We start from the raw sequence: 13200 nt of genomic DNA on the forward strand, positions 1-13200 counted from the left end.
ACCGCCCGGCGACCCTCGCGCTTTCCAGAAGAAAAGCCCGGCGATCCTCGACCGCCGGGCAAAGGGGCATGGCTGGGAGCCGCCCTGAGGAAAGCCGCTCAGCCCTTCTTCTCGGGCGGCAGCGTGATCTTCACATTCTCGCCATTCTGGCCCGGAAAGCCGGTGAACATCGCATCGATCAGGTTCGGCACCAGATAGGTCAGCTTGTTGGAAAGCGACTGGGCCTGCGCCTTGCCCTCGAACAGGCGGCGATTGTCGGCGGCGCGGTCGATCTTCATGCTGAGGTCGCCGGTATAGACGGTGTAGCTGGTCACGTCATTATAACCGCCGGGCCCGAACAGCCACGGGTCATAGAAGCCATAGCCCCAGGGGCGGCCCCAGCGGCCCCGCCAGCCCCAACCGCCGTAGAAGAACGGGTCGGGATTGCCGAATCCGGTCGATCGCACCTTTTCGCGCCCATTGTCGACGCCATAGGCCACGCGCACGATCAGGTCGGCCCGCGCGGGATCGCCGGCGGCGACATAGCCGGTCTGGGTCAGACGCTGGCTGACGAGGTCCGCATAATGCGAAAATTCAAGGCCGCCCGCCAGGCGCGGATCGTCCGCGACAACGGTGAAGCTCTGGCCGGCGGGAGCCGGAAGCTGCTGAAAGCGCGCCACATCCGCCTTGAAGGAACTCGCGCAGCCTGACAGCGCCACAAGCGCCAAAGCGGGCGCCGCGAGGAAGCCGATCTTTTTGAAACGGGTCATTTTTCTTGCGTCCTGTACCAGGCACTTCGCCTGCCAAACATCTTGCGTCCTGCCATGGCAAAACGCAACTGAACATCGTTTGAACGCACGTAACGGGCGAACGGGCGCAAACCATGTCCTGCCATCCGTACGACGCCGCGGCATGGATTATTCCGTCACGAACCGGAAAGGGCCGCCGCTTTGGCGACCCCTGCGGCATCAGCGCATCAGTCCCATCGCGTCATAGGCCGCCCGCAAAGTGGGCGCGGCAGCCGCCGACGCCTTGGCCGCCCCCTTTTCGAGGATGGCGTCCAGCGCGGCGTCGTCGGTGCGCAATTCCATGAACCGCGCACGGATGGGGCGGAGCGTTTCCACCAGCAGTTCGCCCAGGGCCGGCTTGAACGCGCCGAAGCCCTTGCCGGCGAATTCGGCACAGACCGCGTCCACGCTGATGCCCGACAGCGTCGCATAGATGCCGAGAAGATTGTTCGCCTCCGGACGCCCGGCCAACCCCCCGGCATTGTCCGGCAGCGGTTCGGGATCGGTCTTGGCCTTCTTCACCTTCTGCATGATCGCATCGTCATCGTCGGTCAGGTTGATGCGGCTCATGTCGGACGGGTCGGACTTGGACATCTTCGCCGTGCCGTCGCGCAGCGACATGATGCGCGCCGATTCCCTGGGGATGATCGGATCGGGCAGGGTGAACAGCTCCACGCCGAAATCGGTGTTGAACTTCGTGGCGATGTCGCGCGCCAGTTCCAGATGCTGCTTCTGGTCCTCCCCCACCGGCACATGGGTGGCGTTGTAGACCAGGATGTCCGCCGCCTGGAGCACCGGATAGACGAACAGGCCGATGGAGGCGCCCTCGCGGTCCTTGCCTACCTTGTCCTTGAACTGGGTCATGCGGTTGAGCCAGCCGATCCGCGCCGTGCCGTTCAGCAGCCAGCACAGTTCCGCATGGGCGGGCACCCGCGCCTGGTTGAAGAGGACGGAGCGGTCCGGGTCGATCCCGGCGGCGACCAGCGCGGCGGCCATGTCGCGGACATTGCGGATACGCTGCTCGCGCCCTTCATGCACGGTGATCGAATGCATGTCGGCCAGGAAGAAGAAGCACTGGCTCCCGCTGTCCATCTCGTCCTGCATCCGCACCCAGTTGCGGATCGCGCCCAGATAATTGCCCAGGTGCAGATTGCCGGTCGGCTGGATGCCGGAAAGGACGCGCATTCTTCTATCCGTTCTCTGTCTTGGTTGCACTTTTGCGCCGCATCAGCGCCTTCAGGTCCGAGAGCCGATAGGCGCCCGTAAGGAAGCAGGCCACCCCGTACAGCGCGATTCCCGCGCCGACAAGCACCGCCAGCGCCACATAGCGCTGGACCATCGCCCCGCCGAGCCATGGATCGAGCAGCCCTTCGCCGGCATAGAGCGCCCCGCCCATCACGACCGCCGCCACGGCGAGGCGGGGCAGGCGCCGCCGCAACTGCCCGTCGGCGGCGAAATGGCCGCGCTTCACCAGCGTCGAATAGAGCATCGCCACATTGACGGTGGAGGACAGCGCCGTCGCCAGCGGCGGCCCGACATGGCCCATCAGCGGGATCAGGACGATGTTCCCGACGATGTTGATGAGGATCGACAGCATCGCATAGCGGACCGGCGTCCTGGTGTCCCCGCGCGCATAATAGCCGGGCGTCAGCACCTTCACGAGGACATAGGATGGCAGGCCGATGGAAAAGGCGGACAGCGCCCAGCCGCAGCGCTCCGCATCCAGCGCGGTGAAGCGGCCATATTGGAACAGGCCCCGCACGATCGGTTCCGCCACGGTGATGAAGGCGACGGTCGCGGGCAGGGTCAGGAACAGCGCCAGTTCGATGCCGCGGTTCTGCGTGTCCATGGCCACCTGCTCCTGGCCCGTCGACAGCAGGCGGGAAATGGTCGGCAGCAATATGGTGCCGAGGCCGATCCCGATCAGCCCCAGCGGCAACTGGTTCAGCCGGTCGGCATAATAGATATAGGTGATGGAGCCTGAGGCGAGCAGCCAGCCGGACAGGGCGGTGGAGATCAGCAGGTTGATCTGCGAAGCCCCGGCCCCCGCCGCCGCCGGCACGATCAGACGGAGCAGTTCCTTCACATCCGCGTCCAGTCGCGGGCGCTTGAGCTTCATCGACACGCCCGCCCGGCGGCAGGCCCAGATCAGCCACAGCAATTGCAGCGCCCCGCCCACGGTGACGGAAATCGCCTGCACCCGCGCGGTTTCATATTCGTCGGCGCCGTGGAACAGCCACAGCCCCGCGATCATGGCGATGTTGAGCAGGATCGGCGCGGCGGCATTCACCCAGAATTTGTCGAGCGAATTCAATATGCCGCCCAGCAGGGAGGCAAGGCTGATCAGCGCCAGATAGGGCAAGGTGATCCGCGAGAGCGTCACCGCGAAGGCGAATTGCTCCGGCGTCGGGTTCTGGCGGGAAAAGCCGCCGGAGAGCGCCCATGTGATCGGCCAGGCCGCCGCGATCAGCAGCGCGGTGAAGACGACCAGCACCGGCAGCAGCACGGCCAGCGCCCGCTCAGCGAAGCGATAGCCGTCAGCGACCCCACCCGGCCCCGCCGCCTTGCGGTTGAACATCGGGATGAAGGCGGCGGAAAAGGCGCCCTCGGCAAAGAGGGCGCGGAACATGTTGGGCAGGCGGAAGGCGACGCCGTTGAAGGCGTCCGACGCGAATCCCGCGCCGACATAGCGCGCCGCCAGCGAATCGCGGACAAGGGCCAGCACCCGGCTGGCGAGCGTCAGCCCGCCCACGGAACCAAGGGCCCTGGCGAGTTTCATGGCAAAACCCCTCCTCCCGTTCGCCCTTGGCTTGTCGAAGGGCTGCACTTCTTCATCGGAAGAAAGTGGCGGGCTTCGACACGCTCAGCCCGAACGGGGGGATGGATCATTCCCGGACTCAGGCGTGGCCGGCCGGCTCGCCTGCGGTCTGCGCCATGGCCTGCGCCTGTTGGACATAGAGGCCGCCGAAATCGATGGGATCGAGCAACAGCGGCGGGAAGCCGCCGTCGCGGATCGCGTCGGCCAGCACGCGGCGGGCGAAGGGGAAGAGAAGGCGCGGCGCTTCGGCCAGCATGAAGGGCTGCATCTGGTCCTCGGGCACGTTGCGCATGCCGAAGATCGCGGCATAGACCAGTTCCACGGCAAAGGCGGTGCCCTGCGGCGCGGTGGCCTTGACCTCGATCTTCAGGGATACTTCGACGACTTCCTCGCCCACCTTGTCGGCGCCGATGTTGAACTGCACGTCGATCTGCGGCTGGTCCTGCCACTGATAGACGGCGGGCGCATTGGGGTTTTCGAAGGACATGTCCTTCACATATTGGCTGATCAGCGCGATCTGGGGGCCATTGTCGGCGCCATTGCCGGTGGTCTGAATGGTATCGGCTTCCTCGGCCATCTCATTTCCCTGGTTTTTAAGGTTTGCCTGGCGGGCGGAATGTCCGCGCATGTCGATCCGCGCGCTTAGCAGGGGCGGCAGGAGGGGGCAATGCGGCACATGAAAAGCGGCCATTTGAATATGCGGGGAAACATGCCTATGTTGGTTGCGTTACAGTTTCAGATTCAGTCCAAAGGGTGCCTGACCCCGTGTATGTGATCGTCATCCTCGCCATGATTGCCGGCTTTCTGGCGTTGCGGCTTTATTCGGTGCTCGGCAAGCGGACCGGGCATGAGCAGGAGCCTGCGCTTCGCCCGGCGGAGGAACGCGCCAAGGTGACGATCGTGCAGCCGCGCCCGGTTCCGGAAATGGCGGGCGATTCGGTGCGGCTGTCGGACGGGCTGATCGCTCCCGGCGGCGAAGCGGGCGTCCGCGCGCTGATCGCGGCCGACCGCAGCTTCGACGTGCCCCAGTTCGTGGAGGGCGCCAAGGCCGCCTACAAGATGGTGCTGGAGGCGTTCTGGCGCGGCGACCGGCAGGAACTGGAATGGCTTTGCGATGCCGATGTTCTCGCCTCCTTCGAGGAAGCGATCGCGGCGCGGGAGGCGGAGGGCCATGTCCTCGACAACCGCCTGGTCCGCATGGAAAAGGTGCAGATCGTCGACGCGGGCGTCACGGGCCGCATGGCGGAGATTTCCCTGCGTTTCGAGGCGGACATCGCCGCCGTCACCCGCGACCGCGACGGCAATGTCGTCGCCGGTTCGCTGACCGACGCTGTCGGCACCAACGACATCTGGACCTTCACGCGCGACCTGCGCAGCACCGATCCCAACTGGAAGCTCAGCGAGACCGACGAGGCGGCATGAGCCTTCGTCAGTCGTGGGGCGCGCTGGCCGCGGCTTTGCTGCTGTCCGCTTGCGCCGGCGGCGTGATTCCGCCCGGCGCGGGTGGGCCTGCGCCCTCAAGGCCGCCTCGCGGCGGTGAGACCGCAACCCGCCCCGTTCCCGCCACCCCCCGTCCGCCCGTGCCGGTCACGCCTCCCGCGACCGCGCCGGCCGATACAGCCAATGCCGTCAGCGCCGGAATCGCCCCCGGCCCGGCCATCACCGAACTCATTCCGTCGGGCGAGCGTTCGCGCAAGGCGTTGCAGGCGTTCCGCCTCTCCTGCCCTTCGCTGATGCGGCGGGGCGACCAGAGCGGACTGACGCGCGGCACGGACTGGAACAGCGCCTGCGCCGCCGCGTCGAGCTGGCCGGAGGCGTCAGCCGGCGAATTTTTCGCCCGCTATTTCGAAGCGGTGCAGGTGGGCGACGGAAAGGCCTTCGTCACCGGCTATTATGAGCCGGAAATCACGGGCTCGCGCACGCGGCAGCCCGGTTACGAGGTGCCGATCTACCGCCGCCCGCCCACGCTCATCGACGTCAATCTGGGCCAGTTCAGCGACAGCCTGAAGGGCAAGACCATTCGCGGCAAGGTGGACGGCAGCAATCTGGTGCCGTTCGACGAACGGTCGCAAATCGTTTCGGGGTCGCTCGCCGGCAAGGGGCTGGAACTGGCATGGGCCGCCGATCCGGTGGAATTCTTCTTCCTCCAGGTGCAGGGCAGCGGCCGCCTGCTGCTGCCCGACGGCGGCGTGATGCGGATCGGCTATGACGGGCAGAATGGCCGCGACTATACCGGCATCGGCAAGCTGATGAAGGATCGCGGCCTCATCCAGGCCGGGTCGATGCAGGACATCATGCAATATCTGCGCGCCCATCCGGCCGAGGGCGCGGCGATCATGAACGAGAACAAGAGCTTCGTCTTCTTCCGGGAACTGACCGGCGCCGGCCCGCTGGGCGCGATGGGCGTCGCCGTGACGCCCGAAGCGACGGTGGCGGCCGATCCCCGCTATGTGCCGCTGGGCGCGCCGGTGCTGCTCTCGCTGGACCGGGCGGAACCCAATGGCATCTGGATCGCGCAGGATACCGGCGGCGCGATCAAGGGCGCAAACCGCTTCGACAGCTTCTGGGGCGCCGGCAGCAATGCGCGCAGCATCGCGGGCGGCATGTCGGCGCGGGGCAGCGCGCTGATCCTGCTGCCGCTCGGGTCGGCGGCGCGCCTGGGTCAGCAGCCCTGACATCATGCTGCGATGCCCCGACGCGGTCTCACCTCCGATGAACAGGCGCTCTGGACGGCGCTGACCCGCTCCGTAAGGCCGCTGAGGCCGGGCGCGCGCATCTCTTCCCTTCCGACGCCGCCAACCCCCGCAAAGGACGGGACAGGGTTAACGGCTCCCTCCGTTCAGGCAGTCACGACGGTCCCGGCGCGCACTCCCGCAGCCACTCTGGATTCGGGCTGGGAGCGCCGAATCCGTAGCGGAAATCTGACCCTGGACATGACCATAGACCTGCACGGCCACAGCCTGTCGGCGGCCCATTCGCAGCTTAACCAGGCGCTGGCCTCGGCCTGGGCAAGGGACGTGCGAATATTGCTGGTGGTCACCGGGAAACCGCCGAAAAGCCCCTCCGCCAGCGGCGGTTCGCGGCGGGGCGCCATCCGCGGCGAGATCGGTCACTGGCTGGAAACCAGCAGCTATGCCGACCGCATCGCCAGCGTGCGGATCGCGCATCGGCGCCATGGCGGCGACGGCGCGCTCTACGTCATCCTGCGGCGCAAAAAATAAGCCTTTCGGACTGATTCACTGACCTTTTCTTAACCACTGTCCTTCATATCCCACTGATCCAGTCCAACGCCGGACTGGCGGGGGTAGGGAGACTCATGCAGGGCGTGACATTGACGAGCCGCGCCACTGCCTTCGCCTGCGCCGCGGGGGCGCTGGTGTTCATCCTGTCCCTGGTCCTTGGGCAGGGGCAGGCGACCGACATGGACGGCATCGGCCGCTCCCTCATCATCGCGATCCTGTGCGGCACGCTCAGCTGGGCCTCCGCCCGCCGTACCGTGGCCACGACCGCCAGCGCCATCGACGGTGCGACCGAACGCCTGCTGGCGGCGGCCCATGGCGACCTGCAATCCGCCGTGCCGCGGGACATAGGCCGGGAATTGCCCGACCTGTCCGTGGCGATGGAAAGCCTGTTCAGCCAGGTCCGCACGAACCTGGACCATGTGCAGGCGCTGGCGCTGTTCGATCAGGTGACCGGCCTTCCCAACCGCGCCAGCTTCTGCCGGCAGGTCGAACGGCTGCTGGCGGAACGCAGCGAAGAAGGGCTTGCGGCCCTGTTCTTCATCGACCTGGACGGGTTCAAGGGCGTGAACGACACGCTGGGCCATGCGGCGGGCGACCAGTTGCTGGCGCGCGTTGCCGGCCGCCTGCGCGAAGTCGCCATGGCGCAGGCCAGCGCGGGCGCGGGCGATTGCCTGATCGGCCGCCTGGCGGGGGATGAATTCACCCTGTTCGTCCCCAGCATGCCCGATCTCGACACGGCCGGCCGCATTGCCCGCGCCATCCAGTTCGCGCTGCGCGAACGCTTCGACCTCGGCAGCCAGCATATCGACCTGGGCGCGTCCATCGGCGTCGCCTGCTATCCCGAACATGGCGACACGCTGCCCGCGCTGCTGCGATCGGCGGACATCGCCATGTATCATGCCAAGCATCAGGGCCGTAACCGGGCCGAGATGTTCACCACCGAACTGGCGCTGGAAGCCGCCGACCGCGCGGAGCTGGAGCGCGACCTGCTGCTGGGCCTGCAACGGGACGAGTTCCTCCTCGAATTCCAGCCGCAGATCGAAATTTCCAGCGGCCGGGCGATCGGCGCCGAAGCGCTGATCCGCTGGGTGCATCCGGAACGCGATCTGGTGATGCCCGGCTCCTTCGTGCCGATTGCGGAGGAAAGCGGCGCCATCGTGGCGCTGGGCGACTGGGTCATGAGCCGCGTGTGCGAAACGGCGGCGCGCTGGGCGCAGGCCGGGGTGAGGCAGCGGATCGCGATCAACATCTCCTCCCGCGAACTGGGGCAGGCGGACTTCTTCATGCGCCTGCGCCATGCGATAGACGCGCATCAGGCCCCGGCGATCATGCTGGAACTGGAGATCACGGAATCGCTCGCGATGGAGATGAAGTCGCGGACGCTGGACCAGATCCGCGCCCTGCGGCGCGACGGCGTGCGCATCGCCATCGACGATTTCGGGACCGGCTATTCCAACCTCTCGCGGCTGCGCGAACTGCCGGTCGACCGGGTGAAGATCGACCGCTCGCTCGTCCGCGACATCGCCGTTTCGGCCGAAGCGCGCACGATCTGCAGCGCCGTCGTCGGGCTGATCCAGGGACTGGGCATGGAAGTGGTGGTCGAGGGGGTGGAGACAGAGGCGCAGATGGAAATGCTGCGCGTGATCGGCTGCACGCTGTTCCAGGGCTATCATCTGGCCCGGCCCATGGGGGAGGAGGATTATCTCGCCCGCTTCGCCGCGCCCGCGCCGCTGGTCCGGCATCGCTCCGTCTGAAGCGGATGGCCATGCGCATCCCGCTCCTCATGGGGCGGGATTTCATTCCCGTCCGTCATGACCGGGTTCCTGCCCTTCGACAGGACCGGGACAGGCCGTTCCGCGCAACGCTCCAAGCTTTTGTTGCCGCATCCTTTTAAGCCCAAAACCGGTTCCCACTTTTGCGCACGATGCCCTAGCTCGCCAGCGCCTTCGCCGTAACCAGCCGGTAGATTTCGGTGAGGTCGCGCAGGTCGGCCAGCGCCACCGCCTCGTCCAGCTTGTGCATGGTCGCATTGTTGAGGCCGAATTCCACCACCGGGCACAGGCGCGAGAGGAAGCGCGCGTCGGACGTGCCGCCCGTGGTCGACAGGTCCGCCTCCACCCCCGTCACGTCCCGGATCGCGCCCGCGACCATGTCCGACAGCATGCCCGGCTCCGTCAGAAAGGGTTCGCCGCTGATCTTCGCTTCCACCCTGCCCCCTTCGGCCGCGGCGATGGCGGTGATGCGGTCGACCAGTTCCGCGCCGCCATGTTCATTGTTGAAACGGATCGAGATGCGCGCCTGCGCCGCGGCGGGGATGACGTTGGTCGTCGGATTGCCGACATCCAGATTGGTGATCTCGATATTGCTCGCCTGGAACCAGTCATTGCCCTCGTCCAGCACCAGCGCATCGATGGCGGACAGGATGCGGATCAGGCGCGGGATCGGATTGTCGGCCAGATGCGGATAGGCGACATGGCCCTGCACGCCGTCGACATGGATCCACATGTTGACCGATCCGCGCCGCCCGATCTTGATGACATCGCCCAGCCGCTGCGAGGAGGTCGGCTCGCCCACCAGGCAAAGGTCGGGACGCAGCCCATGGGCGGCCATCCGCTCCATCAGGGCCAGCGTGCCATGCACGGCCGCGCCTTCCTCATCGCCGGTGATGATCAGGCTGATCGTGCCGGGCAGGTCTTCGGGCAGGTGGTGCAGGGCGGCGACATAGGCGGCGATGGCGCCCTTCATGTCGACGGCGCCGCGCCCGTAGAGCAACTCGCCGCGAACCTCCGGCCGGAAGGGATCGCTCGCCCAGCCATTGCCCGGCGGGACCACATCCAGATGCCCGGCAAAGGCGAAATGCCTGCCCGGCCCCGTCGTCCGCCATGCCAGCAGATTTTCCACCGGGCCGTCCGGCGCCTCCCCCGCCAGGAAGCGGTCGACGGTAAAGCCCAGCGGTTTCAGCATCGCCTCCAGCACGGCGAAGACATCCCCCGTGGCCGGCGTGACGGAGGGACAGGCGATCAGCTTCTCGGCTATGTCGATCGGGTTGGCATCGGCGCTGGTCTTGTTCATGGGGTTGCGTTAGAGCATTTTGAAGCTGGCTGAAACAGTCAGCGGCTCGCAAAATGCGGTGGCGCACAGCGCGCATTTTGAAGCTGGCGGGACCGCCGGCGCCGCCCCCGGCAGGAGGATATGTCATGCCCAGGATCGACCTTGCCGCCATCGAACAGACCGATCGGACGGGCTATCCGCCCGAATATGCGGATGCGGTGGCGGGGCGATGGGTGCGCAGGCTGGGACCGGCGACCGGCCTTTCCGATTTCGGCATCAGCCATGTGGTTCTGAAGCCCGGCGCCGCATCCTCCCAACGGCACTGGCATGAGGATGAGGACGAATTCCTCGTCATGCTGAGCGGCGAAGCGATGCTGATCGAGGAAGGAAGCCGAACGGCGCTGCACGGCGGCGACATGGCCTCCTTCCCGAAGGGCGATCCCAATGGCCATCATCTGGTGAATGAAAGCGGCGAGGATTGCGCCTTCCTGGTCGTCGGGCGCGTTCCGCTGGGCGATGCGCATTATCCCGACATCGACATGCAGTGGGTCGAGGGCAGCTACCGCCGCAAGAATGGAAGCAGTTTTTGAGGCTGGACCGGCGGGCATTGATGGCCGCGCTGGGCGCTGCGATGGCGGCTCCCGGGCTTTCGACCGCGCCCCTTGCGGGCGTGGTGAAGCCGCCCCGGCTGCGCCCCGGCGACAGCGTGGGCCTGATCGAGCCGGCGGGCTTTACCGACGACAGCTTCGACCTTGATCTGGTCAAGGAAACGATCGTCGCCATGGGGCTGGTGCCCAGGCCCGCCCGGCATCTGGTCGAACGCTACGGCTATCTGGCCGGGACGGATGCCGACCGCGCAGCCGACGTCAACGCCATGTTCGCCGATCAGCAGGTGCGCGCCGTCTTCGCCACCCGGGGCGGATGGGGCTGCGCGCGCATCCTGCCCTATCTGGACTTCGCGAAGATCAGGGCCAATCCCAAGCTGCTGATCGGCTTTTCCGACATCACCGCGCTGCATCTCGCCTTCGCGGCGCGGGCCGGCTTCGTCACCATCCACGGGCCCAATGCGGCCAGCAGTTGGCCGCGCTTTTCCTGGGATGCCTTCCGCGCCGTCGCCTTCGATGGAGCAACACCGCTGATGACCAATCCGGACGGGCATGAGGACCGGCTGGTGCAGCGCAGCGGGCGCATCCTGACCTTCCGGGGCGGAAAGGCCAGCGGGCGGCTGCTGGGCGGAAACCTGACCGTGCTTTCGACGCTGATGGGAACCCCGTGGCTGCCGGATTTCGACGGCGCGATCCTGTTCATCGAGGATGTGAGCGAGCAGCCCTATCGGATCGACCGGATGCTGACCCAATTGGCGCTGGCCGGCCTTCTGGGCAGGGTGGCGGGCGTGGTGTTCGGGCAATGCACCGATTGCGGCCCCAGCGGCGCCTCCTATGGCGGGTTCACCCTGGCGGAGGTGTTGCGGCAGCATCTGGCGCCCCTTGGCGTCCCCGCTTTCCAGGGCGCGCTGTTCGGGCATGTCGCCAGCCAGTTCAGCCTGCCGGTGGGCTGCCGGGCGGAAATCGACGCCGACGCGGGAACGATCCGCCTGCTGGAACCGGCGGTCCGCTAGGGAGCATCGTGCAGAAAGGCCTGTCCCGACCCCGGCGAAGGGCGGGAACCGGCTTCCGCCTGAAAGGATGCGAGGGCAGGAACCCGGAGCGCGCGACCGGCGCCCGCTTCAACGCAGCGCGCCCTGAAGAACGGCCGACATGCAGCCGGGGGTCAGTCCCTGTCGTCGGCGGGCCTGACATAGGCGCCGCGGCCATCGGGCGGGACGAGCGACCGGTCCTCGACTTTCAGGACAAGCGTTCGGAAGCCGGGTTCGGGCACGTCCTTCGTCCTTTCGGCAGTGAGGATGACGGCCCCGTCCCTCTCGGCCCACCGCCCCTCCGCGAACAGGTCCAGCGCGCCATAGACCAGATACCATTGGAAGCGGCCGTCCGGATGGAGCATCAGTTCGGACCCCGTCTCCATCACGCCGCGCAGATAATAATGCCCCGCCCGGTCGGAGGCTTGCGCCCAGGCCGGCCCGGCCAGGAAGGCCGCAAGGGGGAGGAGTGCCGTGAGGACGCGCATCCCACGATGCTATCGCAAGCGGCCTCGGCAGAACAGGCCTACCAGGCGCGGGGGCTGTGCCCGACGCGATGGGAGACCTGCTGCTCGATCTCGTTGAGCTGGGCCTGGCTGAGCACGCCGGAATGAAGCAGCTTGCGCATCAGTTCATCGACCAGCGCCGCGAGGAAGTGAAGCTCCGCCCGTTCGGACAGGGTGTCGTTGCTGTCGACCTGCATGGCTTGCTCTCCGCAAAAAGCTGAATCTTAAAGGGGAAAGCGGCAAGGCATAGAGCCGACCGCGCAGGGCATCCCTCATTGGAGGCGGCCCGGCGAATATGGTTAACGATGCAGCGGCATCGGGCCAGCCGCGCTGCCGCAAGAGCAGGAGCCCGGCTCAGGCGGCGCGATTTTCCAACAGGGACAGGACTCGTCCCGAACAAGCCATGCCCCCATCATTCGCCTTCCGCCCTCCATCATCCGCTCTCAGGGCCAGCGTCAGGGCCAAGGTCAGCGTCAGGGCCAAGGTCAGCGTCAGGGAAGGCGGCGCGCCGTCAGGATCGTCACCGGCCGCTCCAGCATCTGCCCCTTCATCACGCCCTCGCCGGCCGTGGGGGATTTGGGGGCGGCGAGGATCGTCTTCACGACATCCATTCCCTCGATCACATGGGCGAAGACGGCGAAGCCCTGATTGTCGCCCGCCGCTTCGGGATGCGCGTCCATGCCGGGCATCTTGCCCAGCACGATGAAGAAATCCCCGGTCGCGCTGCCGGGCGCATAGCGGGCCATGGAGAGCGCGCCATCATCATGGGTAAGGCCGGTCTGGCTGGTCGGCTCATGCTTGACCGGCGGCAGGATGCGCTTGGGATCGTTCTGCGCCCCGCCCTGCACGAAGCCATAGTCGGCCGAACCGACGCCGCGGTAGAAGCTGGCGCCGTCCAGCCGCTTCTGATCGACATAGCGCAGGAAATTCGCCGCCGTCGCCGGCGCCTGCGCAACATGCACCGCGATCAGGATGCGGCCGGCGCCGGTGTCGAGCGCAACCCGCACATCGGCAGGCGGCGGAGCAGCAGCAGGGCTCTGGGCAAGGGCGGGAGCAAGGGAGAAGAGGGCGGCCAGGAACAGGGCGAGTTGTCGGATCATGGCGCGAAGCCTAGAGCCAATCGACATTCAGCCCTGACGGCCTGCAAATGACGCTTTTCCGTGCTTCCGGTGCTCACGTA

The 13200-nt window shown here is 66.8% G+C and carries 14 protein-coding genes; 6 read left to right on the top strand and 8 right to left on the bottom strand.

Features of this window, described 5'->3' with window-relative positions; genetic code table 11:
- Window positions 1–98: 98 nt before the first annotated feature.
- The 4 genes from A8G00_RS05045 to secB all read right to left on the bottom strand — a co-directional run bounded on the left by A8G00_RS05045 (window position 99) and on the right by secB (window position 4162).
- On the bottom strand, window positions 99–749 hold the full coding sequence (locus A8G00_RS05045; protein ID WP_025551911.1) for a DUF4136 domain-containing protein: 651 nt from the start codon (window positions 747–749) through the stop codon (window positions 99–101).
- A gap of 198 nt (window positions 750–947) precedes the next feature.
- Complete coding sequence (gene trpS / locus A8G00_RS05050) at window positions 948–1952, bottom strand: tryptophan--tRNA ligase (protein ID WP_103000222.1); 1005 nt, start codon at window positions 1950–1952, stop codon at window positions 948–950.
- Between the two features lie 4 nt (window positions 1953–1956).
- On the bottom strand, window positions 1957–3546 hold the full coding sequence (murJ, locus tag A8G00_RS05055) for a murein biosynthesis integral membrane protein MurJ (RefSeq protein ID WP_103000223.1): 1590 nt from the start codon (window positions 3544–3546) through the stop codon (window positions 1957–1959).
- A gap of 118 nt (window positions 3547–3664) precedes the next feature.
- On the bottom strand, window positions 3665–4162 hold the full coding sequence (gene secB, locus A8G00_RS05060) for a protein-export chaperone SecB (RefSeq protein WP_025551907.1): 498 nt from the start codon (window positions 4160–4162) through the stop codon (window positions 3665–3667).
- A 188-nt stretch (window positions 4163–4350) separates the two neighbouring features.
- On the opposite strand from secB, the gene A8G00_RS05065 reads away from it, so the two are divergent.
- From A8G00_RS05065 to A8G00_RS05080, 4 genes are all read left to right on the top strand, one after another.
- Entirely contained in the window at window positions 4351–5007 is a 657-nt protein-coding gene (locus tag A8G00_RS05065; RefSeq protein ID WP_044661622.1) for a Tim44/TimA family putative adaptor protein, read from the top strand.
- Window positions 5004–6260 (top strand): murein transglycosylase A, encoded by a 1257-nt coding sequence (locus A8G00_RS05070; protein ID WP_103000224.1) that lies wholly within the window; start codon window positions 5004–5006, stop codon window positions 6258–6260. Before A8G00_RS05065 ends, A8G00_RS05070 begins: the two co-directional genes overlap by 4 nt.
- 12 nt (window positions 6261–6272) lie before the next feature.
- Complete coding sequence (locus A8G00_RS05075) at window positions 6273–6806, top strand: Smr/MutS family protein (protein WP_103000225.1); 534 nt, start codon at window positions 6273–6275, stop codon at window positions 6804–6806.
- Window positions 6807–6901: 95 nt separating this feature from the next.
- Window positions 6902–8581, top strand: coding sequence for a bifunctional diguanylate cyclase/phosphodiesterase (locus A8G00_RS05080; RefSeq protein WP_103000226.1), 1680 nt, complete (start codon window positions 6902–6904; stop codon window positions 8579–8581).
- Between the two features lie 175 nt (window positions 8582–8756).
- On the opposite strand, the gene dapE is transcribed toward A8G00_RS05080, so the two are convergent.
- Window positions 8757–9899, bottom strand: a complete 1143-nt coding sequence (dapE, locus tag A8G00_RS05085; protein ID WP_025552008.1) for a succinyl-diaminopimelate desuccinylase — start codon at window positions 9897–9899, stop codon at window positions 8757–8759.
- A gap of 125 nt (window positions 9900–10024) precedes the next feature.
- Between dapE and A8G00_RS05090 the strand changes: the two genes are divergently transcribed.
- Both A8G00_RS05090 and A8G00_RS05095 read left to right on the top strand, forming a co-directional pair.
- Window positions 10025–10468 (top strand): cupin domain-containing protein, encoded by a 444-nt coding sequence (locus tag A8G00_RS05090; RefSeq protein WP_061936472.1) that lies wholly within the window; start codon window positions 10025–10027, stop codon window positions 10466–10468.
- Window positions 10469–10488: 20 nt separating this feature from the next.
- Window positions 10489–11496 (top strand): LD-carboxypeptidase, encoded by a 1008-nt coding sequence (locus A8G00_RS05095; protein ID WP_172451794.1) that lies wholly within the window; start codon window positions 10489–10491, stop codon window positions 11494–11496.
- 152 nt (window positions 11497–11648) lie between these two features.
- On the opposite strand, the gene A8G00_RS05100 is transcribed toward A8G00_RS05095, so the two are convergent.
- The 3 genes from A8G00_RS05100 to A8G00_RS05105 all read right to left on the bottom strand — a co-directional run bounded on the left by A8G00_RS05100 (window position 11649) and on the right by A8G00_RS05105 (window position 13120).
- Window positions 11649–12002 (bottom strand): hypothetical protein, encoded by a 354-nt coding sequence (locus A8G00_RS05100; protein WP_048577015.1) that lies wholly within the window; start codon window positions 12000–12002, stop codon window positions 11649–11651.
- 38 nt (window positions 12003–12040) lie between these two features.
- A complete protein-coding gene (locus A8G00_RS25035; RefSeq protein WP_165363329.1) occupies window positions 12041–12217 on the bottom strand; it encodes a hypothetical protein in 177 nt (58 codons plus the stop codon).
- Window positions 12218–12511: 294 nt separating this feature from the next.
- Window positions 12512–13120, bottom strand: coding sequence for a peptidylprolyl isomerase (locus A8G00_RS05105; protein WP_099186235.1), 609 nt, complete (start codon window positions 13118–13120; stop codon window positions 12512–12514).
- Window positions 13121–13200: the final 80 nt, after the last annotated feature.

This window comes from Sphingobium sp. SA916 (assembly GCF_002894065.1).
GTDB classification, from domain to species: Bacteria; Pseudomonadota; Alphaproteobacteria; order Sphingomonadales; family Sphingomonadaceae; genus Sphingobium; species Sphingobium fuliginis.